Here is a 20,660-nt window from a genome sequence, read left to right on the forward strand (position 1 = left end):
TTCCCACCAGTCAGCACGTGTTATCGCATATTCACAAAGATACCGTTGGTGACGTTATCGGTGAGTCGAACGACATGATAGATAACCTGTTTATTATGCGTCTTGATTTTTCGCTTTATATTCCCCTTATGGGATGAGACGGTTTTTGCCTTAATATTCATTTGATCGGAGATCTGAATAGTTCCCTGTCCCTCCATCCACATGCGTAACATGCTGGACTCAGTACGACTTAATGACAGTGTCGGTAGATTGACATTGACGACAATATCAATCTCCTTTTTCAGAATATCGCCAAGCAATTCGTCCAGTGAATCTGGTTTAATCGACTTCGAACTTATTAATAAATTATTTCTGACTAGCAGATATTCATTAAAATGAACATTGGCAATTGCCATAAATACGATAAATAACGTGCTGGGATGCTGATTAATGATTTGCTTTATTTGCCGACTGTTAGCAGGATCGTGGATGAAGCAGTCTTCATTAATAAACACCACAGCAGGTTGATGTGCGTCACAGGCGATACTGAGTTCATCAACGGTTGAAACACCGTTGATTTCCCTTTTCTTCACCCCCCGACTTACCAGATACCCGGTCAATCCTAACCGGGTGTAACTGCATAAATCCATAATAATCGTTGACATGGCTTACCCTCACTCAATGCGTAACGATAATTCCCCTTACCTGATTATTTCTGCACAACTAAACGGAATAATAACAACCCAAGATGACGCTTTTACTGCTTGTTTTCAGGCGGATTTACTATCCCGTAAAGTCGCGTATAATTTGCCAGGAAACATCTTAAAGTAAAGTAAATGTTGCGTTCTGTGAGTAAGGCAAAAACAAATAAGCCGCGGCAGCGTTATCCTGGTAAATGTGGTTGGTTTTTGAATTTCGGACAATCCTTAGTAAAACAGGATAAATACTATGGGTTATTATTTGTGGGCATTTCACTGATTATATCAGCAAGTAAATTGAAAATTTCGCTGAATAAACGTTCGCAGAACGGCGCAATTAATGGCATTAACGCGGCCATTAATGAAATACCTACTGTCAGGGTAAGCGGAAAGCCAATGACAAAAACGGACAGCTGGGGAGCCATACGATTTAATAACCCAAGAGCGAGGTTAAGGGTGAGCAGCAGCGTCATCACTGGTAGCGCCAGCATCAGCCCGTTGAGGAATATTAAGCTACCGGCGCGAGCGAGGGCGAGGAAGGCATTGCTGTTTACTGGATTTCCGCCGATCGGTAGGGTATGAAACGTGTCTACCAGCAGTGAGATCAACCATAGGTGACCGTTAAAGGTCAAAAACAGCAGCATGGCAAGTAAATCCATCAGTCGTGCCAGCACGGGCATGTTCAGACGACTGCCGGGGTCAAAGAATGTGGCAAAGGAAAGCCCCATCTGCAGGCCAATGAGTTCACCGGCCGTACGTACCGCTGCAAACGCAAACTGCATGGTGAGTCCTAACGCGATGCCGATCAGGATTTGCTGCAACGCCTGCCATAATGCCGCGATGGAGAAAATAGGCACGTCGTTGGCGGGCAACGACGGGGCGATGACGATCGTTATCATCAGGCCCAGCCCCAGCTTTACCCGCTTGGGGATCGCACGTTCACTGAGGATGGGCGCCGTTGAAATGAGAGCCAGTACGCGCAGTAACGGCCAGAAATACAGGTTCAGCCAGTAAAGCCATTGATCGCTCGTCACCTGCAGCATGGCGTCGCCTACCCGATGATGTAGGGGATATTGCTGAACAGCGTACGTACGTAGTCCAGCAACAGGTTAAGCATCCACGGCCCGGCCACAATAATGGCGATAAAGACCGCGACAATTTTCGGAATGAACGATAGCGTCATTTCGTTAATTTGGGTTGCCGCCTGCAGGATGCTGATAATCAGCCCTGTCACCAGAGCGACCAGTAACAACGGTGCGGCGAGGGCAAGGGCAACTTTCATCGCCTCGGTGCCCATCATCATGACCGATTCAGGTGTCATTTCGCGCCTCTAACTGTAAAAACTTTGCGCCAGTGAGCCGACAAGCAGTTGCCAGCCGTCAACCAGCACAAACAGCATTAGCTTAAACGGCAGCGCGATGGTGGCGGGCGGTACCATCATCATCCCGAGCGCCATCAGCACGCTGGCAATCACCAGGTCGATTATCAAAAAAGGAATGAAAATCGTAAAACCTATCTGGAAAGCCGTTTTCAGTTCGCTGGTGACATAGGCTGGTAGCAGAATTCGCATCGGTACCGCTTCTGGTCCCTGCAGTGGTCCGCTGTTCGCCAGACGCGCAAACAGCGCCAGATCGGCCTCACGGGTCTGGCGTAGCATAAACTCACGTAGCGGCTGTGCACCTTTCTCTATCGCTTCCTGCATGGAGATCTTTTCTTCGCTGAACGGCTGATACGCGTCAACATAGATTTTGTCGATCACCGGGGACATGATGAAAAAAGTCAAAAAAAGCGCCAGTCCGAGTAACACCTGGTTTGGCGGGGCTGATGGGGTACCTAGCGCATTACGTAACAGACCGAAAACAATGATGATGCGGGTGAAGCTGGTCATCATCAGCAAAATAGCGGGCAGGAACGTCAGCGAAGTGATAAATACCAGCGTTTGCACCGGTAACGTCCAGCTTTGTCCGCCGCCGGGCAGCGGCTGGCTAACCAGACCGGGAAGCTGGGCAATGGCCACCGGACTGAACAGCCACAAGCTGAGCAGCGTAAAGGATAACAAACGGCGCATCAGGATCTCCCAGGACGCTTGATCAAAGTCTTCATCATGGCCTGGAAATCCGCAGGGGAGGCCGGCTTTTCGTCTGCAACTATGGGGGCTGGGGGTAGGGTATGCAGCACGTTAATTTGCGCAGCGGTCACGCCCAGCACCAGACGCGCGTCCTCAATCTCAACAATCACCACACGTTCGCGCGGGCCCAATGAGGTGCTGGCCGTGATTTTCAGTCCTCGCGTACTGGCCCCTTTGGGTGCAAAGCCCAGGCGCTTAATGACCCAGGCTGCGGCGAGGATCAACACGATAATCCCAAGCAGCGCGCCGCTGACCTGCACCAACGGTGAACCGGGTACGGCGGCGGGCTGAGAGACAGTAGCCTGGGTGTTCATCATTAACGACTCAGACGACGCATACGCTCAGACGGCGTAATAATGTCAGTGATGCGCACGCCGTATTTATCTGCGACGACAACGACTTCGCCCTGGGCAATCAGGTAACCGTTGATCAGAATATCCAGCGGCTCGCCCGCCAGACCGTCCAGCGCGACGACGGAGCCCTGCGTCAGGCGCAGCAGCTCTTTGATGGTCATGCGGGTACGGCCCAGTTCGACAGTCAGTTTGACCGGAATGTCCATGATCAGGTCGATATCCTGCAATGTGCCGCTGACGTCACCGCCACCTAGCTGCTGGAATACCGCATCTGCCGCGCTTTTGGTGGTGGTCGTTGTTTGCTCATTTAACGCGTCAGCCCACAGATCGTCCAATGCACCAGTGTTCTCATCGGACGGATTATTCATGTCACTCATTTGGGCTGTTCCTCATTCAGCGAATTCAAAATCGGGTTTATCAAATGTTCTACGCGTAACGCATACTGACCGTTTACGGTGCCATATTGGCTGGTCAGCACAGGCACGCCGTCCACATGAGCAATAATGCGGTCGGGTTTTTCAATCGGCAGCACATCGCCGGGTTTGAGCTTTAAAATCTGCGACAGGCGCAGCGGAATGTCGGCAAAGTTCGCCACCAGCTCCAGCTCGGAATGCTGAACCTGACGTACCAGGTTATTACGCCAGTTCTGATCCTCATTACGCGAGTTTTCCAGCGGCGGGTTAACCAGCAGCTCGCGCAACGGTTCAATCATGCTGAAGGGCAGACAGATATTAAATTCACCGGTCAGGTTGCCAATTTCAACGTGGAACGGGGTATTCACCACAATGTCGTTAGGTGAGGTGGTGATATTGGTAAATTTCACCTGCATTTCCGAACGCACGTACTCCACTTCCAGTGGGTTGATCGCTTTCCAGGCATCGCTGTAGCTTTCCAGCGCCAGCTTCAGCATGCGGTTGATAACGCGCTGTTCGGTATGCGTAAATTCGCGACCTTCCACCTTTGTCGGAAAGCGTCCATCACCGCCAAACAGGTTATCGACGGCGATAAACACCAGACTCGGTGAGAACACCACCAGACCCGTACCGCGCAGCGGTTTCAGGTGGATCAAGTTCAGGTTGGTTGGTACCGGTAAGTTACGCGCGAACTCGTGATACGGCTGGATGCGGATTGCACCCACGGTAATATCCGGGCTACGGCGCAACAGGTTAAATAATCCCATCCGGAACTGGCGTGCGAAGCGTTCGTTGATGATCTCAAGCGCCTGCAAACGCTCACGAACGACGCGGCGCTGGGTGTTGGGATCGTACGGACGAATATTGCTTTCGTTTGCAATACCGGAAATAGGTTCGTCTTTGGTGTCGCTATCGCCGTTAAGCAATGCGTCAATTTCAGCCTGAGAAAGAATACTGTCGCCCATGTCTTTACCGCAGAATAAAAGCTGTATAAAGAACGTCGGTAACAACCTGTTTCGGCTGCCCGACAACGAGCGGAGTCGCAAGCGTCTCTTTGATGGAAGTAATCAACTGCTGCTTACCTTGCTCAGTGGCGAGCGTGGCGGCATTCTGACGTGAAAACAGCAGCAGCAAACGGCTGCGCACTTCCGGCAGATATTCGCTTAGGCGCGCGCGCGTCGCTTCGTCCTTCATACGCAGCGTAACCCCAATGTACAGCACGCGATCCGCATCACCCAGATTGACGGTAAACGTATCCAGCGCAAAAAACACCGGGGCTGGCGGTGGGGCCGGTTCCGCGCTAACGCTGGCGGACGGCTGCTGCTGCATTCGCCAGTAGCTATATCCCGCAGTTGCGCAGGCGGCGAGGGTAATTAACACCAGCAGAGGGATCCAAATAGCGCGTTTACTCTTTTTGTTAATCGCGGAGTCAGTCATCAGATACGAGCTTCCTGTTTCGGTACAGCTTATGGGCTGATTATCCCGTGTCCTGTCCCCGACAAAGCGTGGAAAAGACGCGGATAATCATGCTACCTCTGGCGTTAGGCGAAGATGTCTACTGCGCCGTCACCGCGCGCGGCGGCTTGCAATGAAGCCGGGGCGGCCAGAGCGGCGTCATCTTCGCCGGCAAAAATGTCTTGTCCCTGAGAGCGCCCGGCCTGTTGCTGCTGGGCAGAAGATTGCTGCTGGCCGGCGAAGCTTTCGCTGCTAATGCTGCTTTGCCCCAACTGGATCCCGCTTTCAGCCAACTGAGTCCGCAGCATAGGTAACGCCGCTTCCAGCGCCGCGCGCACGTGACTGTGTGGTGACACCATTTGCAGTTGCGCCTGGTTGTCATCGATCTTGAGGGAGATTTGCACCTGGCCCAGGTCTTGTGGATGTAAGCGCAGTTCTGCGCTTTGCTGGCCCTGGCGGGTGAATAGCGTGACGTGCTGGCTTAGTGATTGCTGCCATTCGTGGCTACCCAGCGGGGCGCTCAATACCGGTGCGGCTGCGGGGAGCGGCTGTGCGTGGGGTTGCGCCGCCGGTGGCGATATCACCGCGCCAACGCTTACCGGGGATGGGGTGCTTTCCATCTCCGCGTGGGTGGTTGCGGCAGCTGTCAGCGGGGTTAAGGTCGGATTGCGGGTCTGGTCGCCGCCATTAGTTTGAATTGCGGCATCTGCCTTGCCTTTTTTCACTTCACCAACTGGTAGTTCTACGCGGCTATCCGTAGCACCACCGGACGTATTGCTGCGTAACAACGTGGTCAGCGTGGTGTCTGCCGGGGTGGGCGTGATTTCACCGGCTGGCGTGGTGATGGGCTGGCCCGGCAGCATGGCAAACAGCGCGCTCAGGTTCGCCAGATTTTCATCGCTTAGCGTGGTGGTCTTATCATCGTGTAGCGCGGCTTTGCCTGTCGCCGTCAGGGCGTTTACCTTCAACGACGGCGTGAGTGCCGACAACAACTGCTGGGCGTCGGTCAGGTCGGCAAGCGTTGCGTCCGTTATTCCGCCTTTTTGTGCCAGCAAATCCGTTGACTTTGTGGCCTGGCCGCTATCGTCATGTGGTTGCAGCAACCCTTTTTGTAGTTTGCTACCTGCTGCCTGGATATCGGCCAGCGACAGCGGGGCATCTTTTCCCTGCACGTCGTCCACGCCTAGCGCGCCAGCCAGCAGTGCTAAAAAATCCTCGGGCGAATCGACCGCTTTTCCTGACTGAAGACCTGCGGCGATGTCGATGTCGGTAGTAATCAGTTGGGGCAACGTAATCATTCGGGTTTCCTCATAGCTGCACGCTGAGCAAATTCATCCATTTTTTTCTGATCCAGGCGGTTTTCAGCCAGTAAGGCCGCCGTGGTTTGTCGGTCTTGCAGCGTTTTCCAGGCCTGCAGCCGCTGTTTTTTATCGCGCCAGCTGTTCAGTGCCAGCTCAACTTTTTGCGTCCACTGATTCAGCTGTTGGCGATGCTGGTCTATCGCTTTTTCCAGCGTCTGAATAAATTGCTGGTAGTTGATCCAGCGGTTACTGGTGATCCCCTGACCCATATCACTATTGAGATTGTTTCGGTACTCATGCTGATAATCGATCAGCATCTTTAATTGTTCTTCTGCCTGCTGACATCCGCGCCGCATTTCTCCCAATAAGATAGCTGCGTCATCGACTTCTTTTTCAGCCAGGTCTTTCAGTGTTGCCAGTGCACCATGTTGTGCCATGACCTATGCTCTCCTGCTTAATCACACATCAGGGAAAATCAGATCCAGAGCCTGCAGAGAATCTTCCCAGTCAGCCCGTTCAAAGATACCTTGCTGTAAAAAGGCTTCCAGCTGCGGCCATAAGGTGATGGCTTTATCCAGCATCGGGTCACTGCCTCTGGCATACGCGCCCACGCTGACTAAATCACGGTTACGCTGGAAACTGGACAGCAGCTGTTTAAAGTTACGCACCCGCGCATAGTGTTTTTCGCTGATGAGCGAGGTCATTGCACGGCTGATTGAGGCTTCGATATCAATGGCCGGATAATGGCCCGCTTCCGCCAGGTGACGGGACAGCACGATGTGGCCGTCGAGGATCGCACGCGCGGAATCGGCAATTGGATCCTGCTGGTCATCGCCCTCGGTCAGTACGGTATAAAATGCCGTGACCGAACCGCCGCCGTGGATACCGTTCCCGGCGCGTTCCACCAGCGCCGGTAATTTGGCGAACACCGAGGGTGGATAGCCTTTGGTTGCGGGCGGTTCGCCGATGGCCAGTGCGATTTCACGTTGCGCCATGGCGTAGCGGGTGAGGGAATCCATAATCAGCAGGACGTGCAGTCCGCGATCGCGAAAATCTTCAGCAATACGCGTGGCATAGGCGGCGCCCTGCATGCGCAGTAGTGGAGAAACATCCGCTGGGGCGGCGATCACTACCGAGCGTGCGCGACCATCGGCACCGAGGATATTTTCGATAAAGTCTTTTACTTCGCGTCCACGTTCGCCAATTAAACCAACGACGATGACATCGGCCTGGGTATAGCGCGCCATCATGCCGAGCAGGACGCTTTTACCCACGCCGGAACCGGCGAACAGGCCCATACGCTGGCCGCGACCGACGGTTAACAGCGCATTGATGGGGCGCACACCGGTATCCAGTACGTGCTCAATGGCGGTACGTTGCAGCGGGTTAAACGGTGGTGTAATTAACGCCCCGGTTTCGGTGGTGTCGGGTGCGGGCAGACCGTCGAGCGGTTTCCCGCTGCCGTCGAGCACGCGGCCAAGCAGGGCTGGACCCAGCGGCAACTGCTTGCCACTTTGCAGGCCTTCACCAGCAATGTTTTTCGCGTACACGCGTGCGCCGGGTAAAACGCCTTCCACCTCTTCAAGCGGCATCAGAAACAGACGCTGGCCGTTAAAACCGACCACTTCGCTTTCGACTTCCTGAGTGTCGTTGCCGTTCTGACGCTCAATCACGCAGGTTGCGCCCAGCGGTAATTGTAAGCCTGTGGCTTCCAGCACCAGTCCCGTGGCGCGGGTCAGACGCCCGTAGCGACGCACAGACGGCAACAGCGACATTTTCTCTTCGAAGTTATCCAGCGAGGTGAGCCAGCGGGTCAGACGTGTGGTCATTACACGACTCCCGGTGCAGCCAGACGGCAGAGTTCCTGCCAGCGGGTGGCGACGCTGGCGTCCAGATCGCCTTCATCGGCTGAGACTTTACACCCGCCATGATGCAGGGTCGGGTCGCCGCGCAGTCGCCAGCCGTGCAGACTGAGGGTTGCGCCGAGCATCTCTTCTACACGCTGGAGATCGTCCGGGTGCACGCGCAACTGAGGTTTGCCGCTAAACAGCGGCTCCTGCTGCAGCAACTGTTGGATTTGTTTAATTAGCGCGGCGTTATCGACGATCGGCGTCTGGCCAATCACCTGACGTGCGGCTTCCAGTGCCATCTGCATCAGGCGCGAGGCAATCACGCTGTCCAGCGCGTCCAGCGTATTTTGAAACTCACTTACTAACTGCTGCATGCGGGCGTGAATCGGCGCATGCTGTGCGCGGGCCTGCGTCTGACCTTGATCCAGCCCCTGCGCTAACCCATCCTGATAACCCTGTTCATGGCCTTTTTGCCGGCCTTCTGCCAGTCCGGCGTTATAGCCTTGTTCATGTGCCTGTAGTTGCAGCTGTGCCAGCTGTTGCTCAAGTTGCTGTTCAGCGGACAGCTGTGGTTCTGCCGCTTCGTCCGTCTGCTGGGGGCTACTGTCATCGGCCAGCACGAACTCTGCCAATGGCGGTGCGAGGTCGTCCGGGGTCCAGACTTTCCACGGCAGTTCGTTAGACATAGGTATCCTCGCCGCTGCCAATCACCATCTCGCCGGTTTCCGCCAGACGACGCACAATAAGCAGAATCGCTTTCTGTTCGTTTTCCACCTGCGACAGACGTACCGGGCCACGGTTGGCGAGGTCGTCGCGCAGAATATCGGCGGCACGTTGTGACATGTTGCGCAGGAATTTCTCGCGCAGCGGCTGTTCGGCACCTTTCAGGGCAATCAGCAGCGACTCGGAATCCACTTCCTGCAGCAGGCGCTGGATACTGCGATCGTCGACGTCCACCAGGTTTTCGAACAGGAACATCTCGTCGATAATTTTCTGTGCCAGTTCGCCGTCGAATTCGCGTACGGCGGTAATGACCGCTTCTTCCTGCTGCGTTTTCATCAGGTTGATAATTTCTGCTGCCGTTCTCACGCCGCCCATTTTGCTGCGCTTCAGATTCTGGCCGTCGAGCAGGCCATTCAGCACTTCGGTCAGTTCCGCCAGCGCGGCTGGCTGCACGCCACCGAAGGTGGCAATACGTAACATCACATCGTGGCGTAAACGCTCGTCGAACAGCGCCAGAATATCGGCAGCCTGACCTCGTTTGAGGTGTACCAGAATGGTGGCGATGATCTGCGGGTGCTCGTCGCGGATAAGGTCGGCGGCGCTTTGCGGCTCCATAAAGTTAAGCGTTTCAATACCGCTGGTGGTATCACGGGTTTCCAGAATATCTTCCAGCAGGCTGGAGGCGCGCTCTTCGCCCAGCGCTTTCACCAGTACCGAACGCAGATATTCGTTGGCGTTAATGTTCAGCGCAGCAAACTGCTCGGCTTCTTGTTCAAACTCGGCCAGCACCTCGGTCAATTGCTTATTGGAGATCTGCCGCACGTTGGCCATCGCCGTACTGAGGGTCTGCACTTCGCGCGTGGACAGATGCTTAAACACCTCTGCCGCGCGATCTTCGCCAATGGTCATCAGTAAAATGACGCTTTTATCGGTGCCGCTTAGATTACTCATGTTCGTTATTTATCCACTGACGGATGACCAGCGCCACTACACGCGGATCGTTATCTGACATTTCACGAATACGCTGGCTCATAACTTCTGCGCCCAGGCGCTGGTTCGTACGACGCTGTTGGGTTTGCTCGTCTTTGCTGAGACGAACTTCTACCGCGTCTTCGGTTTCCTGACGAGCGCGCGTTTGTTCTTGTGCGACTTTTGCCTCTTCGCTGCGGCGTGCCAGCTGTGGACGGACCGCTTTACGCCACAGGATCCACGCCACCAGCAGAACCAGTAACCAACGTCCGGCAACCATCAGCTGCTCAATAAAGGACTGCTGTTGCCAGAACGGCAGTTCACCGCCAGCATCATCGGTTGCCGTGAAGGGCGAGTTCACCACGTTCAGGGTATCGCCGCGCTTGTCGGAGAAGCCCATGGCTTCGCGGGTCAGATCCTCAATCTGTTTCATCTGATCGGCGGTCAGCGGCAGCGGTTTACCGTCTGGCAAGGTTTTATAGTTAACCACCACCGCCACGGAGAGACGCTGCACGTCGCCGACGTTCATTTTGGTATGGCGAATAGTACGGTCGACTTCATAATTACTGGTTTCATTGCGCTGAGTACTGCGCGGTCCTGCGTTCGCGTTATTGGCCGTCTGCGTGGTTTGCGCATTTTGCTGATTAGCCGGTGGCGTATTGATCGGCGCAGTATTCGCCGGGGCGGGCTGATTCGACAACGCGCCCGGTACGCCGCCAGGCGCGCCGCTTCCCAGTTGTTCGCTGACATTGAGCTGGCGTGAACGCAGCACGGCCCGCGACTCGTCGCCGTTCGGGCTGTACTGTTCTTCGGTTTGCTCTTTATTGGCAAAATCCAGCTGTGCGGTGACCTGCGCGTGGACGTTACCATTACCGACAATCGGTGACAGGATCGATTCGATACGACGCTGAACGCGACCCTCGACGTCGCTGGCATATTTCAGCTGTGCGTCGTTCAGGTCACGGCTACTGGTATTTGACTGAGTTAACAGGTGACCGGCCTGATCGACCAGCGTGACGTTACCCGGTGGTAAACCGGCTACAGCGCTGGAAACCAGATGAGTAACTGCACTAATTTGACCTTCATCCAGCGCCCGGCCCGGTTCCAGATTCACGGTAACGGAGGCTGAAGGGGATTTTTGCTCACGAACAAACAATGAAGGCTTTGGCATTGCCAGATGGACGCGAGCGCGTTTCACCGGCCCCAGTGTTTCAATGGTACGAGCCAATTCGCCTTCCAGCGCACGCTGGTAATTCACCTGTTCGCTAAACTGGCTGATACCAAACTTTTCCTGGTCCAGCAGCTCAAAGCCCACCGCGCCGCCTTTCGGCAAACCTTGTTGGGCAAGACGCAAACGCAGTTCATGCACTTTATCCGCGGGAACTTCGATAGCGCCGCTTCCTTCGGTGAAGCGATAGGGAACGTTCATTTGCGTCAGTTGGGTGACGATGGCCCCGCCGTCCTGATCGGAAAGGTTGCTGAACAGCGTGCGGTAATCTGGCGCTTTGGCCCACAGGACCATTGCCACGATGATAGCGACAGCAGCAGCGCCCGCTACGATCAGAGGAATTCTGGGATTCGCGCGCAGGCGATTTAACCACTCGAGAGGTTTCAGTGGGGTTGCAGTCGATGCAGTCGCACTCATCTCGCACCTCGTGGATTATCGTGGACGGCGTTTTTTGCAAAGTGGAACAAGACTCACTCCCGGGTCAGCAAACTCGAAAAATTGACCGTCACATTATTTGCGGTTTCAAATTTTTCTATGCGCCAAAAACCGAGGGTTTTTATCGTTATTTAGCGCCTTTATCTTATTGACGAGCTGGTAATCTCTGCTATGTGAAAAATCATCCAGGGGATCAGAATGTCGGCAATACAGGGGATTGAAGGGGTCATCAGCCAGCTACAGGCCACGGCGACGTCAGCGAAGATGCAGGAGTTGCAGCCACAACCGACCGTGAGCTTTGCCGGTCAGCTGCATGTTGCGCTAGACAGGATCAGCGATGTGCAAACCGCCTCTCGCGTGCAGGCAGAAAAATTTACCCTGGGTGAGCCGGGCATTGCGCTGAATGATGTGATGACCGATATGCAAAAAGCCTCAGTCTCAATGCAGATGGGTATTCAGGTACGTAATAAACTGGTATCAGCCTACCAGGAAGTGATGTCCATGCAAGTTTAGGTTACATAACTTACTGATATTTATTGTTAATACCCATCCGATCCTACTGCGTGGGGCATGGGTGGGGCAAACTCACTCAATTTCTGGTTGAGTATGAGTACCTGGTCCTGGTTGTTTTCTGCCATCCAGGATCCGTACACCCGGTAAACCATTTGCGCGTCGGTGTGGCCCATTTGCTTCGCGATGAAGTTAGGGTTTGCGCCGGCAGCTAACGACCAACATGCATAAGTGTGTCGTGACTGGTATGCTCTGCGATAGCGAACTCCGGCACGTCGCATTGCCGCCTCCCACGACTGGTTGATCGATCCCACTGCGTAATGATGCCCGGCACGGCCATTGCGCGATACGTTTTGCGGGTTGAACACGAATGTGCATGGATGCACATCGGTACGACCGTATTCACGAAGCTTAACCTCAACTTGATATTGCTTGCCCAGCCTTGTCATTTCAGCTTGTTTCTTCAACACATCAATGGCTGGCTGAATAAGGTTTATGATTCGATCCGTTCCGGCCTCCGTTTTGGGAAGGGTGAACTCCTTCGTTAACGTGTGGTTGCGACGGATCATCATAGTTCCCGCTTTCAGGTCGATATCTTCCCATGCCAGCGATACCAGCTCTCCATGCCTCACCCCTGTGTACACGGCCAGAGACCACATGTTTTTCAATTGCTGATGAGTACATGCGTTAATCAGTCTGACGAACTCCTCTCGTGTGAGCGGATCTGGTTCAGTGCGTGATCGTTTGAGCATGGAAATGCCGTTAAACGGATTCGCCTTAACATAACCACTGTCAGCAGCGAAGTTAAACATGCCTGACATTGTTCTCATGTAGTTGTTGACGGTTCTGACAGATCTTCCTTTTACTGGTGTCTTCTGTCCTGTCTTCAATACGTGATAACCGGTTAGCAACTCCTTCCTGATAAACAGCAGGTCTTCTTGTGTCACCGCAGATGCCAGCTTGTCCCCACCAATTCTCGGTATCATGTTGCGCGCTATAGATGAATAGCGTGACATCGCGTTGGTGCTGATCTCCATGCGCTTCAAATCAAGCCACTTGTTCGCCAACTCGAGCACAGTGGTTTCCTTATTCTCGACTCCGAATTTCTTCAGGTTCGGCGAATCAGGGAACTGGGTCGCATAGTTGAAGTTACCGGTCTTTATCGCGAAGCACACCGACGCGCGCAGCTCGCCAGCGATCTTCCTGTTTTTTGGTGTATCCGGCACGCCTAGGCTTTCACGCACCCGGCCGCCTTTATAGATGAACCATATGCGGAGCGTTCCGCCATGGTTCTCCACGCCTGTTGGGTATGCTGACTTAGCCATTATTCCCTCCTGACGTCCAAGAGCCCGCTAAGCATAAACGGATCTTCATTGGCGCGCACCCGGCTGTTTCTTTGACATGCTCTCAACCCACTGGTCGACAGCCTTGCGGTTGTACATGCACTCACTGTTTTCTTTTGGATTTCCGTCAGGTGCAACGTGAAGATATTCGCGTCCAACCATCCAAGACTTTTTACGAGCTGCCTCGATAGTTCCCGGGCGAAGTCCGGTAATCTCGACGAGCTTCTCTTGTGTTACCCAGTCGTTGGGCACAATTAAGGTCATTTTGCTCATGGGTGTCTCCAGGCAAAAAGAATGCCCTCGCAATGGAGGGCAAATGGGGGATAACGTGGCAGTGCATCGCACCCAATAGCCAGCTCATAACTGGCTATCAGTTGCGTTCAGTAGGTAAGGAGGTCAAGCTTTGCATTCAATTCTGTCGCTGACTCACTACTAAGAAATCCCTCCATTTCGTCATTGCTAATCAAGTCAGCGATTACGTCTTTCTGTTCATCAGTAAAATAGTCCTTGCGATAGTCATAGAATGCCGCGGCAACAACTCGACCACCGGCAATATCCATGTCGGCGCTAACTGGCGGTTCCTTTCCATCTTCAAACTCAACGACAAATGTCATCTTCCCCATACTCTCTCCTCATGCCGCCCGCATAGCGCGGAGGCGTTTTAAGTGTTCTGCTGTTTCAAGTTCGGCGCGTATCTGTGCCGCCTCGTGTGGGTCGAGGTGCTCGAAATCGTTATTAAAGCGGTCTATTGAAGCGGTGTTGACCCGGCCTTGTCGCCAGTAGCGGACTATCTGTGATGTGACTGAATGGATTATGACGGGCCAGTTATGCTGGTCAGCGTATATCTGACCCCGTTGAATTAGCTGGAACATTGGCTGACTCCTGCAAAAGAAGGAAGACGATTGCCACGGCGCGAAGTGGGTTACGATGGATGACACTAATTCCAGATTCGTGTGATGCCTGCCATACCGTCTTACCTGATGGGGAAAGTCCGATCCTATGTTTCTTCATTACCGGGAAAAGCTCTTCAGCACGACGTAGCGGGAAATAACCGGTGTTCTGTACTGTGTTGAACCAGTTCCATGACAGATTGGCGCCGGTAGTTTCATACGGGTGAATGGTGGCGCTGTATTTTGGTTTGAGGAAATATGCCAGCCTGACGCTAATCTCCCCATCACTCAGCTTGCTGTAATCCATCACATCCTCCCAATTTTCTTACGCAATTCCTGCTCACCCTGACACTCAACGCACATCGTGCATCCCGGATACGCTTTCCGGCGCGCATCAAGTAACTTGTCACCGCACTCCTCACAGTGCGTTGCTGATACTGCTGAGTGGTTGAGTCTGTGCATGCTCAGTGCCGCGTCACGCTGCAAATCTTCAAGCTGTGATGCGTTATCGATAATGTCAGCCATAGTCAGTGCTCCATGAACTGTCGGTTAATTCGGTTGAAGGTGAACGCGAGAAAATAAAAAGGCCGCATTAGCGACCTTGTGATTCGTTTGGTTAGCGTCATGATTCGACTCCGTACCGGCCTTGCATTCGACCGATGCTGCTAACGAATGCCACCAGGCTGATACCAAGCGGCGCAATTTTCTGGTGATGCTTCTTGAGGGTAGGCGGCACGACTGCATTCCATTTCGGCTTAGGCCTGCATTTCAGTGCCTGCTGAATCTCTGCCACGCATTTACGTCCCTGTGTGCGGATAGCGTTATCCTGTTCTGGTGTCATGCTGACTCCGTTTTCATCACATCAATCGCGTAGCCTGGGAGTAACTGAACCGCCTGACCGTCGCACTGATTACCCCATACATCGAAGTCATGCGACGACTGGCGAGCGAATAGCTCAATTCGAGGAACGTCTCCGAGCAGTTGCACCAGTTTCTCGCGAACTAGATCCGGCTTGCGGGAATTTTCCAGCCGCGGCGCGGTGATGTGCTGGCAGATGGAAGCGTCCATGCGCTCTGGCAACTTGCCGCGCACTGCAAACAGGCAGTCTTCGCTATTCGCCCTGGTCATGTGGCCCATTCCGATCGCACTGTTACCCTTGTGCTTATTCGTCTTATGCCAGGTGAATCCCTTCATGGTCATCATGCGGAATCCCCACGCTTCGACAACCTTCAGCGCCTCAGTCGGCTGAGTCGGAACCCACCACATCGCCAGAAGACAACTATCAGCCGCCAGATCCCATACCGGTAGCCGGCAGATATCCTGCACTGTCATCACTGGGTATTTGAACCCGGCACCCCGATCTCCGTCGGCGGCTTTATCTCGGTATGTCCATGGTGGGTCGGCGTAGATAAGAGTGTATTTGCCTGTCATCAGTCGCTCCTTGTATGCCCGAACTTTCCACGATGCTCGCGCATGCGGTCGTCTACGTAGGTTGGTTGAACCGGTCCGACTGCCATCCAAATCGGCCTGAATGACGCCTCTAAGTTTGCGTACCAGACTTCCTTTTCGTGCAACTCCAGAAGCCTGTCTTCCATGGTTGGCTTCTTGAAATCGTCATTAGCGATAGCTGCGAAACATCGTGCCAGCACCTCAGCTTTGGTGCCTGATTTTTTAGGCGGGCGCAGATATCCCGCCACGGTGAGAGGTGCCGACATTTGATGCTCCTGATTAAATGGCGTGGATAGCGTGACGAGGGAAGGGAAGAGTTACCGGTGCAAAGGGAATTTCATCGTCGAAATTCATCGGCGGCTCGTTGTTCTGATTTGCCGGTGGTTGTTGCGCCCGTGATTGCTGTTGACGGGGCTGGTCGTTTCCAGAAGTACCACGAGGAGGCAAATCGATATCCCGCACCAGGATAGTCGGCGTCTGCATCTGCGTTCCGTCCTGCTTAGTCCATTCTTCAATAACGAACTCACCTGAGACCGTTACCTTCGCGCCTTTGACGATGGCTACAGATAACTTCTCGGCCATAGCCCCGAACATTTTGCAGTTGAGCCACGATGTTTTCTCGTTTTCACCAAACCCGGTCTTTGCAGGAATGGAGAATGAGCTAATGTTCTTGCCATTCGGAGTGACACGGAGAACCGCGTCTTTACCGACATTGCCTGATACTGTAATTACGTTAATTGCCATCATGCCGCCTGTTGTGTTTTAAGTTCTTTGCCGCGTGTACGGTAGGTTTCTGTACAGCGTTCTTCGTGAGGCTTTGATCCGCCCAACTTAGGCCATGCTTCTTTGTATGCTGCGATCAGCTCTTCAAGTGATTCACTCACCGCCGCCTTACCAGCAAACTCTTTGAGAGCCTCTTCTGCCTGTTGTGGAGATACGTGGTGAATATCAGCATCAGCATCAATGGCAGTCTGTTCTGTCGGTATACAGAAGGTCTGGAACGCCGCGTATTTGTAGGCGATCGACATAGCTTTGTTCGTGGCCTTATCGCCGCTATCCATTGCTTCTCCATACGTCACAATCGTGTGCATGCTACCGTCCTCAGTAGCCACGAAATCGAATTCAGCCTTGACGACAACGTAGAACAAAACGCCGCCTTTCTGCGTTACACGTTCCGTTACGGTGCGCTCTGTAATGCGTGGAAGGATGACAAGGCCATGCTTAGCTAGCATCGGTGCCAGAGCGTTATATACCTGGTCGATTCCACGGAATGAAAATCCTTGCTGCCGGTTTTCCCGGTCTTTGCTGATTCCAACTTCAGCCATATCCCGGGCTACCGCGCTAATCGCTGCGTAAACTTTTTTCTGTTCCATAATTTCCTCAGAATGGAAGTTCGGAAGTGTTAGCCAGGAACTCGCATTTATTCAGGCGCTCACGTTTAGCCATAGAAAGGCAGAAGCTTTTCATCGACTTGTTACCTGACTTGCGCCAGTAAAGCGCCTCTGTAACGTGGTACTGGCGCTTAATGCGACTGAGCTCTGGTGTTGTTGCTAAATCAACTGGGATCATCTTTCACCTCAGTAGTTAATTTGTGTTCTCGGTACCAGGCCATCCATCATCGCCTTCAGGACTTCGATCGCCTGTTCGCGTGAAATGCTGGTATTAGCGGTGAGTGCGTTAACGATTTCAGTACCAACAGCCTTGCGGTGCTTAACATCAGCTTCACGAGCTGTCTTTTCGTCGGCGATGCGCTTCTCTTCTGCCAGGCGGGCAGCTTCTTTCGCTTCAGCTTCACGCTTAATTCGATCTGCCTCTTCCTGGGCTTTACGCTTCTCTGCTTCAATAGCTTCCTGCTTTTCACGTTCTGCACGAGCAGCCGCTGCTGCTGCCGCATATTCAGCGCGTTCCCGCTCTTGCTTAGCCAGTAATTCAGCCTGTGCTCTTGCTGCAATCGCATCCTCTTCGCGTTTCTTCGCTGCCGCCAGTTCAGCAGCAGCTTTCTCTTCGGCTTCGCGCTTGGCCTGTTCTGCAGCCTGACGCTTCAACTCTTCTTCATGAGCAACTCGCTGGCGTTCTGCTTCGGCTTTCTTCTCTTCCACTTCGCGGTCAAATGCGTCGTTCATCAGCAGGGCCATTTCATGGTCTGATTCACGCTGCTTTTTAAGAACTTCGGCTGCTGCCTTTTCTTCAGCCTCAATACGCAGACGCTCTTCTTCAGCAGCTTTCTCTGCTGCAATACGTTCCTGCTCGGCTTCCCACTCGGTAAGCGGTCGGCGGGTGGCATCGCGAAGCTCATCACACGCATCAACGAAGCGCTTAATTTCAGCCTCAGCGGGGCGCACGGCTTCTTTCAGACGTTTCAGGTACTCACGCCCTGGCTTTTCGATGGCCGTCTTACTGCGTGATACCGACGCCGCCAGAGATGCCACACGGTCACGTCCTTTCTTCGTGCTCAGATCCGGCACTTCGTTAACAGCCTGGCGGATCTGCTCAAGGTAATCATCAAGGCCGCCAGACTTGTACAGCGCTGGAGCCTGTTCCGCTTTAATCTCGATGACGGTTAAATCCGTTACTTCACTCATGGTCTCTCCTGAAATTTGGTTGTGCGCTTCCCGTCTGCGATAGCCGGACGAGTAGGGGGGGGTGGGGTTGAATTTAGTATTTACTTGTCAGATAGCATCTTGGAGAAGGCGTCGGTCATTTCTCTTTTGAAGAGGTCAATATCAGATTGCATATCTTTGAATGTGACGTTTTTTCGCGATTTTTGCAGCGTGTATCCGCAGCGGGCCATATACCAAAGGAAGGTGTCAACCACATAGATATGACCATCACGCGGGTTGCCATTTTCGTCTGCATTTTTAATGGTGTTATGCATGGCTTTGAACACATCTTTCTGGTCGTGAAAGTCACGCATGAACTCAGGAAGATATTCACCACTTACTAGCCATTTAGATAAAGGGTCCATAATCATTTCCTGTGCCACGGAAAACCAATTGCCGCCTTCATATCGTTGTAGGCCGACATCCACATCACCGAATCACCTATGAATCTGGCGATTAGCGCTTTGTTCTGAGCTGCACGAAGCATGTTGTGATTAATCATGATTTACCCTCCACCTGCTGCAATAACCCGGCAATGTGCATCTGCCGACTTGTCATTGTGATTTTCTCGCGAGGTTTATCGACTGATGAGAGTTGCCACTCGTTGTCGTTGAGTTTTGATGCGTGGTACTGCTTGCCATTGTGGGTGACTTTCATGATGTCTCCCGGGCGCGGAGCATTGCGTCGGCCATTAAATATGCGTCAGCCGCAACTCCGTCTCTCCATCCATCTTGGAATCCTTCAACTTCCGCATGATTGAGGTATTGCGCGAAACACAAACCAACGGCCTTAGCTGCGAAGTAGTCACGCAGAGTCATGCCGGATTCACTTTGCCAATCTGAGTTGTGCCCAACATTGCCTAATTCTGGGAAAGCTGGACCGCCATTATTTTGATTGCTCATAATCATCTCCGCGCTTAAGCCGCGCCGCTGAACGTAAAGACCTCTGCATGCAATTTTCATCGCTGCAAAATTAAGCGGTGGATAGCCGCCGTGATAACAGAGCACCCTCGTGAAGGCGCTGTGGTATCAGTAATAAAAAACCCGCCGGAGCGGGTTAGTCTGTGTAAGCAATGTATTTAAACTTGCCATTTCCAAAGTGCTCGAATCGCCCTCCGAAGGTTCCCTTCACCTCTTTTTCTACTTCTTGCCAGGTAAGATGCTCTGGATAGACACCTTCCTTTATCATTGAGCAACCGCTGTGCATTTTTGATATCCAGTCGATTTTCGTCGGATCCAGAACCCTGCGTTTTGTTTCAACTAATGCAAACGGGCCGCCTACGCTGATAGCTGATATGTCGCGAACGCAAAGAGGGTCATCAGCTGCGCGCCAGCCACACTCAGGGCACCACATATCTGCATCAGTATGGTAATGGCATGGGGCGGAAAGGTGGCAACTGCAGTCCTCAGCTTCCTCAAGTTCAATGATTCCAGAGCACCCGTCTCGCTCGCATTGTTCACCCTCGCAATAACCGAGTTTTTCCATCGCCTTACCCTCTGTTTGTATCGTGAGCTAATAAAAAGGCCGCCAGTTAGGCAGCCGTTTCTGTTTTAATGAGAGCTATCATCCTCTCGTAAAATCTGCTGTTGTTTCCTGTCTCACCAGGCTTAACAACGCACTGATTGCCTACGAACTTGCATCCTTTGCAGAGCTTGAACTGTGAGCACCATTTCTCTGCCACGCCTCACCTCATAAGTTAATTAACGTGCCGTAACCAAAAGAAAAGGCCGCGTTATGCGACCCAACTATCCGGAAATTCCGGAACGTTCAAACCTCATCTCGCAACTGTTCAAGATGACTTATCGCCGACAAATAACCCCTCTGGTACGGCATCATCATTCCATCCAGCTTTCCACTTCTTAACTCATCTCTGAGCATTGAAATCGCCTTATTAATAACATCCGACTTTGCTTCTCTGATGGCTTGCTTACGAGGTGTGACCTTTTTCTTCGGCAAGTTTCTAAGGCAACGTGGCATATACGTTTGATTCACATCTCACCTCACTTATCTCGCAGTTACCTGTTTGCTCCGGCGGTGACCGGCAGCGAATATTGCTACATCTGGCAAGCACATCGCGCTGCCTGATTCCTTATCTCGCAGACTGCCGAGCGAAGTAGCCCGGTCAACGCGGCCCATGTCATGCTTAACTTCCTGTGACGCGCTCTGAGCTGCTTCGGCGCGTCGTTTAGCCATCAGCTCGCCACGTTTCAGATAACGCCGTGTAACGCTGTTGGTTGCGATAAATTTGGTCATACATCCTCCAGTGGTTGCTTTGGTGGTGTGCTGGGCTATTGCTTTTCTGTGCTCAAGCAGATTGGCGAGTCTTGCTTGCATCC

The 20,660-nt window shown here is 53.0% G+C and carries 34 protein-coding genes; 1 reads left to right on the forward strand and 33 read right to left on the reverse strand.

The features are described from left to right. Positions 1–20: 20 nt before the first annotated feature. The 14 genes from rcsA to fliF all read right to left on the reverse strand — a co-directional run bounded on the left by rcsA (position 21) and on the right by fliF (position 11,514). On the reverse strand, positions 21–644 hold the full coding sequence (gene rcsA / locus IMQ48_RS09485) for a transcriptional regulator RcsA (protein ID WP_196208830.1): 624 nt from the start codon (positions 642–644) through the stop codon (positions 21–23). Positions 645–925: 281 nt separating this feature from the next. Next, positions 926–1,720 carry a flagellar biosynthetic protein FliR gene (gene fliR, locus IMQ48_RS09490; protein ID WP_196208831.1) on the reverse strand — a complete coding sequence of 265 codons (795 nt, stop codon included), beginning with the start codon at positions 1,718–1,720 and terminating at the stop codon, positions 926–928. 8 nt (positions 1,721–1,728) lie between these two features. Continuing rightward, complete coding sequence (gene fliQ / locus IMQ48_RS09495; RefSeq protein WP_003030425.1) at positions 1,729–1,998, reverse strand: flagellar biosynthesis protein FliQ; 270 nt, start codon at positions 1,996–1,998, stop codon at positions 1,729–1,731. A gap of 9 nt (positions 1,999–2,007) precedes the next feature. Next, positions 2,008–2,745 carry a flagellar type III secretion system pore protein FliP gene (gene fliP / locus IMQ48_RS09500; protein ID WP_196208832.1) on the reverse strand — a complete coding sequence of 246 codons (738 nt, stop codon included), beginning with the start codon at positions 2,743–2,745 and terminating at the stop codon, positions 2,008–2,010. Then, on the reverse strand, positions 2,745–3,122 hold the full coding sequence (gene fliO, locus IMQ48_RS09505; protein ID WP_196208833.1) for a flagellar biosynthetic protein FliO: 378 nt from the start codon (positions 3,120–3,122) through the stop codon (positions 2,745–2,747). Before fliO ends, fliP begins: the two co-directional genes overlap by 1 nt. After that, on the reverse strand, positions 3,122–3,535 hold the full coding sequence (gene fliN / locus IMQ48_RS09510) for a flagellar motor switch protein FliN (RefSeq protein WP_196208834.1): 414 nt from the start codon (positions 3,533–3,535) through the stop codon (positions 3,122–3,124). The genes fliO and fliN overlap by 1 nt, the downstream gene beginning before the upstream one ends. Then, positions 3,532–4,536, reverse strand: a complete 1,005-nt coding sequence (gene fliM, locus IMQ48_RS09515; protein ID WP_115258830.1) for a flagellar motor switch protein FliM — start codon at positions 4,534–4,536, stop codon at positions 3,532–3,534. Before fliM ends, fliN begins: the two co-directional genes overlap by 4 nt. A 4-nt stretch (positions 4,537–4,540) precedes the next feature. Next, positions 4,541–5,008, reverse strand: a complete 468-nt coding sequence (gene fliL, locus IMQ48_RS09520) for a flagellar basal body-associated protein FliL (protein WP_181619156.1) — start codon at positions 5,006–5,008, stop codon at positions 4,541–4,543. 104 nt (positions 5,009–5,112) lie between these two features. Continuing rightward, on the reverse strand, positions 5,113–6,324 hold the full coding sequence (fliK, locus tag IMQ48_RS09525) for a flagellar hook length control protein FliK (RefSeq protein WP_196208835.1): 1,212 nt from the start codon (positions 6,322–6,324) through the stop codon (positions 5,113–5,115). Next, on the reverse strand, positions 6,321–6,764 hold the full coding sequence (gene fliJ / locus IMQ48_RS09530) for a flagellar export protein FliJ (protein WP_196208836.1): 444 nt from the start codon (positions 6,762–6,764) through the stop codon (positions 6,321–6,323). The genes fliK and fliJ overlap by 4 nt, the downstream gene beginning before the upstream one ends. 21 nt (positions 6,765–6,785) lie before the next feature. Next, positions 6,786–8,156, reverse strand: a complete 1,371-nt coding sequence (gene fliI, locus IMQ48_RS09535; RefSeq protein WP_196208837.1) for a flagellar protein export ATPase FliI — start codon at positions 8,154–8,156, stop codon at positions 6,786–6,788. Continuing rightward, positions 8,156–8,863: a flagellar assembly protein FliH gene (fliH, locus tag IMQ48_RS09540; protein WP_196208838.1), complete on the reverse strand. Its 708-nt coding sequence runs from the start codon at positions 8,861–8,863 to the stop codon at positions 8,156–8,158. Before fliH ends, fliI begins: the two co-directional genes overlap by 1 nt. Then, positions 8,856–9,851, reverse strand: a complete 996-nt coding sequence (gene fliG / locus IMQ48_RS09545) for a flagellar motor switch protein FliG (RefSeq protein WP_135322317.1) — start codon at positions 9,849–9,851, stop codon at positions 8,856–8,858. The genes fliH and fliG overlap by 8 nt, the downstream gene beginning before the upstream one ends. After that, on the reverse strand, positions 9,844–11,514 hold the full coding sequence (gene fliF, locus IMQ48_RS09550) for a flagellar basal-body MS-ring/collar protein FliF (protein WP_196208839.1): 1,671 nt from the start codon (positions 11,512–11,514) through the stop codon (positions 9,844–9,846). Before fliF ends, fliG begins: the two co-directional genes overlap by 8 nt. Positions 11,515–11,730: 216 nt before the next feature. Between fliF and fliE the strand changes: the two genes are divergently transcribed. Next, on the forward strand, positions 11,731–12,045 hold the full coding sequence (fliE, locus tag IMQ48_RS09555; protein ID WP_196208840.1) for a flagellar hook-basal body complex protein FliE: 315 nt from the start codon (positions 11,731–11,733) through the stop codon (positions 12,043–12,045). A gap of 26 nt (positions 12,046–12,071) precedes the next feature. Here the strand turns inward: fliE and IMQ48_RS09560 are convergent, their stop codons facing one another. The 19 genes from IMQ48_RS09560 to IMQ48_RS09645 form a co-directional block, all read right to left on the reverse strand. Next, a complete protein-coding gene (locus tag IMQ48_RS09560; protein WP_196208841.1) occupies positions 12,072–13,367 on the reverse strand; it encodes a site-specific integrase in 1,296 nt (431 codons plus the stop codon). A gap of 45 nt (positions 13,368–13,412) precedes the next feature. After that, positions 13,413–13,658: an excisionase family protein gene (locus IMQ48_RS09565; protein WP_196208842.1), complete on the reverse strand. Its 246-nt coding sequence runs from the start codon at positions 13,656–13,658 to the stop codon at positions 13,413–13,415. A 107-nt stretch (positions 13,659–13,765) separates the two neighbouring features. Further along, positions 13,766–14,008 (reverse strand): hypothetical protein, encoded by a 243-nt coding sequence (locus IMQ48_RS09570; protein WP_196208843.1) that lies wholly within the window; start codon positions 14,006–14,008, stop codon positions 13,766–13,768. A gap of 9 nt (positions 14,009–14,017) precedes the next feature. Beyond that, positions 14,018–14,257, reverse strand: coding sequence for a DUF4222 domain-containing protein (locus tag IMQ48_RS09575; RefSeq protein ID WP_117343686.1), 240 nt, complete (start codon positions 14,255–14,257; stop codon positions 14,018–14,020). Beyond that, positions 14,220–14,582 carry a hypothetical protein gene (locus IMQ48_RS09580; protein ID WP_196208844.1) on the reverse strand — a complete coding sequence of 121 codons (363 nt, stop codon included), beginning with the start codon at positions 14,580–14,582 and terminating at the stop codon, positions 14,220–14,222. The genes IMQ48_RS09575 and IMQ48_RS09580 overlap by 38 nt, the downstream gene beginning before the upstream one ends. After that, positions 14,582–14,800 (reverse strand): TraR/DksA family transcriptional regulator, encoded by a 219-nt coding sequence (locus IMQ48_RS09585; RefSeq protein WP_196208845.1) that lies wholly within the window; start codon positions 14,798–14,800, stop codon positions 14,582–14,584. The genes IMQ48_RS09580 and IMQ48_RS09585 overlap by 1 nt, the downstream gene beginning before the upstream one ends. A 97-nt stretch (positions 14,801–14,897) precedes the next feature. Next, positions 14,898–15,116 (reverse strand): hypothetical protein, encoded by a 219-nt coding sequence (locus IMQ48_RS23030; protein WP_230326350.1) that lies wholly within the window; start codon positions 15,114–15,116, stop codon positions 14,898–14,900. Further along, the gene (locus tag IMQ48_RS09590; protein ID WP_196208846.1) at positions 15,113–15,706 is read right to left on the reverse strand and encodes an MT-A70 family methyltransferase; all 594 of its coding nucleotides are present in this window, start codon (positions 15,704–15,706) and stop codon (positions 15,113–15,115) included. Before IMQ48_RS09590 ends, IMQ48_RS23030 begins: the two co-directional genes overlap by 4 nt. After that, the gene (locus IMQ48_RS09595; protein WP_196208847.1) at positions 15,706–15,990 is read right to left on the reverse strand and encodes a hypothetical protein; all 285 of its coding nucleotides are present in this window, start codon (positions 15,988–15,990) and stop codon (positions 15,706–15,708) included. Before IMQ48_RS09595 ends, IMQ48_RS09590 begins: the two co-directional genes overlap by 1 nt. Positions 15,991–16,003: 13 nt before the next feature. Beyond that, positions 16,004–16,471 carry a single-stranded DNA-binding protein gene (locus IMQ48_RS09600; protein ID WP_370551842.1) on the reverse strand — a complete coding sequence of 156 codons (468 nt, stop codon included), beginning with the start codon at positions 16,469–16,471 and terminating at the stop codon, positions 16,004–16,006. Then, positions 16,468–17,097 carry an ERF family protein gene (locus IMQ48_RS09605; RefSeq protein ID WP_196208848.1) on the reverse strand — a complete coding sequence of 210 codons (630 nt, stop codon included), beginning with the start codon at positions 17,095–17,097 and terminating at the stop codon, positions 16,468–16,470. Before IMQ48_RS09605 ends, IMQ48_RS09600 begins: the two co-directional genes overlap by 4 nt. 7 nt (positions 17,098–17,104) lie before the next feature. After that, the gene (locus tag IMQ48_RS23195) at positions 17,105–17,293 is read right to left on the reverse strand and encodes a hypothetical protein (protein WP_370551843.1); all 189 of its coding nucleotides are present in this window, start codon (positions 17,291–17,293) and stop codon (positions 17,105–17,107) included. Between the two features lie 8 nt (positions 17,294–17,301). Then, positions 17,302–18,306 carry a hypothetical protein gene (locus IMQ48_RS09610; protein WP_196208849.1) on the reverse strand — a complete coding sequence of 335 codons (1,005 nt, stop codon included), beginning with the start codon at positions 18,304–18,306 and terminating at the stop codon, positions 17,302–17,304. Between the two features lie 80 nt (positions 18,307–18,386). After that, a complete protein-coding gene (locus IMQ48_RS09615) occupies positions 18,387–18,689 on the reverse strand; it encodes a hypothetical protein (RefSeq protein ID WP_196208850.1) in 303 nt (100 codons plus the stop codon). A 133-nt stretch (positions 18,690–18,822) separates the two neighbouring features. Continuing rightward, on the reverse strand, positions 18,823–18,981 hold the full coding sequence (locus IMQ48_RS09625; protein WP_196208851.1) for a hypothetical protein: 159 nt from the start codon (positions 18,979–18,981) through the stop codon (positions 18,823–18,825). Continuing rightward, positions 18,978–19,226, reverse strand: a complete 249-nt coding sequence (locus IMQ48_RS09630) for a hypothetical protein (RefSeq protein ID WP_196208852.1) — start codon at positions 19,224–19,226, stop codon at positions 18,978–18,980. Before IMQ48_RS09630 ends, IMQ48_RS09625 begins: the two co-directional genes overlap by 4 nt. 154 nt (positions 19,227–19,380) lie before the next feature. Beyond that, positions 19,381–19,809: a hypothetical protein gene (locus tag IMQ48_RS09635; protein WP_196208853.1), complete on the reverse strand. Its 429-nt coding sequence runs from the start codon at positions 19,807–19,809 to the stop codon at positions 19,381–19,383. Positions 19,810–19,855: 46 nt separating this feature from the next. Further along, on the reverse strand, positions 19,856–20,005 hold the full coding sequence (locus IMQ48_RS23200) for an antirestriction Ral family protein (RefSeq protein ID WP_196208854.1): 150 nt from the start codon (positions 20,003–20,005) through the stop codon (positions 19,856–19,858). A 323-nt stretch (positions 20,006–20,328) separates the two neighbouring features. Beyond that, a complete protein-coding gene (locus IMQ48_RS09645) occupies positions 20,329–20,577 on the reverse strand; it encodes a hypothetical protein (RefSeq protein ID WP_230326351.1) in 249 nt (82 codons plus the stop codon). Positions 20,578–20,660: the final 83 nt, after the last annotated feature.

Source organism: Citrobacter sp. Res13-Sevr-PEB04-36, from assembly GCF_015672735.1.
Taxonomy (GTDB): domain Bacteria; phylum Pseudomonadota; class Gammaproteobacteria; order Enterobacterales; family Enterobacteriaceae; genus Citrobacter.

Excerpts from the sequence above, each read along its gene's own strand:
- rcsA (WP_196208830.1), bottom strand. The coding sequence starts at position 644 with ATGTCAACGATTATTATGGATTTATGCAGTTACACCCGGTTAGGATTG.
- fliR (WP_196208831.1), bottom strand. The coding sequence starts at position 1,720 with ATGCTGCAGGTGACGAGCGATCAATGGCTTTACTGGCTGAACCTGTAT.
- fliQ (WP_003030425.1), bottom strand. The coding sequence starts at position 1,998 with ATGACACCTGAATCGGTCATGATGATGGGCACCGAGGCGATGAAAGTT.
- fliP (WP_196208832.1), bottom strand. The coding sequence starts at position 2,745 with ATGCGCCGTTTGTTATCCTTTACGCTGCTCAGCTTGTGGCTGTTCAGT.
- fliO (WP_196208833.1), bottom strand. The coding sequence starts at position 3,122 with ATGATGAACACCCAGGCTACTGTCTCTCAGCCCGCCGCCGTACCCGGT.
- fliN (WP_196208834.1), bottom strand. The coding sequence starts at position 3,535 with ATGAGTGACATGAATAATCCGTCCGATGAGAACACTGGTGCATTGGAC.
- fliM (WP_115258830.1), bottom strand. The coding sequence starts at position 4,536 with ATGGGCGACAGTATTCTTTCTCAGGCTGAAATTGACGCATTGCTTAAC.
- fliL (WP_181619156.1), bottom strand. The coding sequence starts at position 5,008 with ATGACTGACTCCGCGATTAACAAAAAGAGTAAACGCGCTATTTGGATC.
- fliK (WP_196208835.1), bottom strand. The coding sequence starts at position 6,324 with ATGATTACGTTGCCCCAACTGATTACTACCGACATCGACATCGCCGCA.
- fliJ (WP_196208836.1), bottom strand. The coding sequence starts at position 6,764 with ATGGCACAACATGGTGCACTGGCAACACTGAAAGACCTGGCTGAAAAA.
- fliI (WP_196208837.1), bottom strand. The coding sequence starts at position 8,156 with ATGACCACACGTCTGACCCGCTGGCTCACCTCGCTGGATAACTTCGAA.
- fliH (WP_196208838.1), bottom strand. The coding sequence starts at position 8,863 with ATGTCTAACGAACTGCCGTGGAAAGTCTGGACCCCGGACGACCTCGCA.
- fliG (WP_135322317.1), bottom strand. The coding sequence starts at position 9,851 with ATGAGTAATCTAAGCGGCACCGATAAAAGCGTCATTTTACTGATGACC.
- fliF (WP_196208839.1), bottom strand. The coding sequence starts at position 11,514 with ATGAGTGCGACTGCATCGACTGCAACCCCACTGAAACCTCTCGAGTGG.
- fliE (WP_196208840.1), top strand. The coding sequence starts at position 11,731 with ATGTCGGCAATACAGGGGATTGAAGGGGTCATCAGCCAGCTACAGGCC.
- IMQ48_RS09560 (WP_196208841.1), bottom strand. The coding sequence starts at position 13,367 with ATGGCTAAGTCAGCATACCCAACAGGCGTGGAGAACCATGGCGGAACG.
- IMQ48_RS09565 (WP_196208842.1), bottom strand. The coding sequence starts at position 13,658 with ATGAGCAAAATGACCTTAATTGTGCCCAACGACTGGGTAACACAAGAG.
- IMQ48_RS09570 (WP_196208843.1), bottom strand. The coding sequence starts at position 14,008 with ATGGGGAAGATGACATTTGTCGTTGAGTTTGAAGATGGAAAGGAACCG.
- IMQ48_RS09575 (WP_117343686.1), bottom strand. The coding sequence starts at position 14,257 with ATGTTCCAGCTAATTCAACGGGGTCAGATATACGCTGACCAGCATAAC.
- IMQ48_RS09580 (WP_196208844.1), bottom strand. The coding sequence starts at position 14,582 with ATGGATTACAGCAAGCTGAGTGATGGGGAGATTAGCGTCAGGCTGGCA.
- IMQ48_RS09585 (WP_196208845.1), bottom strand. The coding sequence starts at position 14,800 with ATGGCTGACATTATCGATAACGCATCACAGCTTGAAGATTTGCAGCGT.
- IMQ48_RS23030 (WP_230326350.1), bottom strand. The coding sequence starts at position 15,116 with ATGACACCAGAACAGGATAACGCTATCCGCACACAGGGACGTAAATGC.
- IMQ48_RS09590 (WP_196208846.1), bottom strand. The coding sequence starts at position 15,706 with ATGACAGGCAAATACACTCTTATCTACGCCGACCCACCATGGACATAC.
- IMQ48_RS09595 (WP_196208847.1), bottom strand. The coding sequence starts at position 15,990 with ATGTCGGCACCTCTCACCGTGGCGGGATATCTGCGCCCGCCTAAAAAA.
- IMQ48_RS09600 (WP_370551842.1), bottom strand. The coding sequence starts at position 16,471 with ATGATGGCAATTAACGTAATTACAGTATCAGGCAATGTCGGTAAAGAC.
- IMQ48_RS09605 (WP_196208848.1), bottom strand. The coding sequence starts at position 17,097 with ATGGAACAGAAAAAAGTTTACGCAGCGATTAGCGCGGTAGCCCGGGAT.
- IMQ48_RS23195 (WP_370551843.1), bottom strand. The coding sequence starts at position 17,293 with ATGATCCCAGTTGATTTAGCAACAACACCAGAGCTCAGTCGCATTAAG.
- IMQ48_RS09610 (WP_196208849.1), bottom strand. The coding sequence starts at position 18,306 with ATGAGTGAAGTAACGGATTTAACCGTCATCGAGATTAAAGCGGAACAG.
- IMQ48_RS09615 (WP_196208850.1), bottom strand. The coding sequence starts at position 18,689 with ATGGACCCTTTATCTAAATGGCTAGTAAGTGGTGAATATCTTCCTGAG.
- IMQ48_RS09625 (WP_196208851.1), bottom strand. The coding sequence starts at position 18,981 with ATGAAAGTCACCCACAATGGCAAGCAGTACCACGCATCAAAACTCAAC.
- IMQ48_RS09630 (WP_196208852.1), bottom strand. The coding sequence starts at position 19,226 with ATGAGCAATCAAAATAATGGCGGTCCAGCTTTCCCAGAATTAGGCAAT.
- IMQ48_RS09635 (WP_196208853.1), bottom strand. The coding sequence starts at position 19,809 with ATGGAAAAACTCGGTTATTGCGAGGGTGAACAATGCGAGCGAGACGGG.
- IMQ48_RS09645 (WP_230326351.1), bottom strand. The coding sequence starts at position 20,577 with ATGACCAAATTTATCGCAACCAACAGCGTTACACGGCGTTATCTGAAA.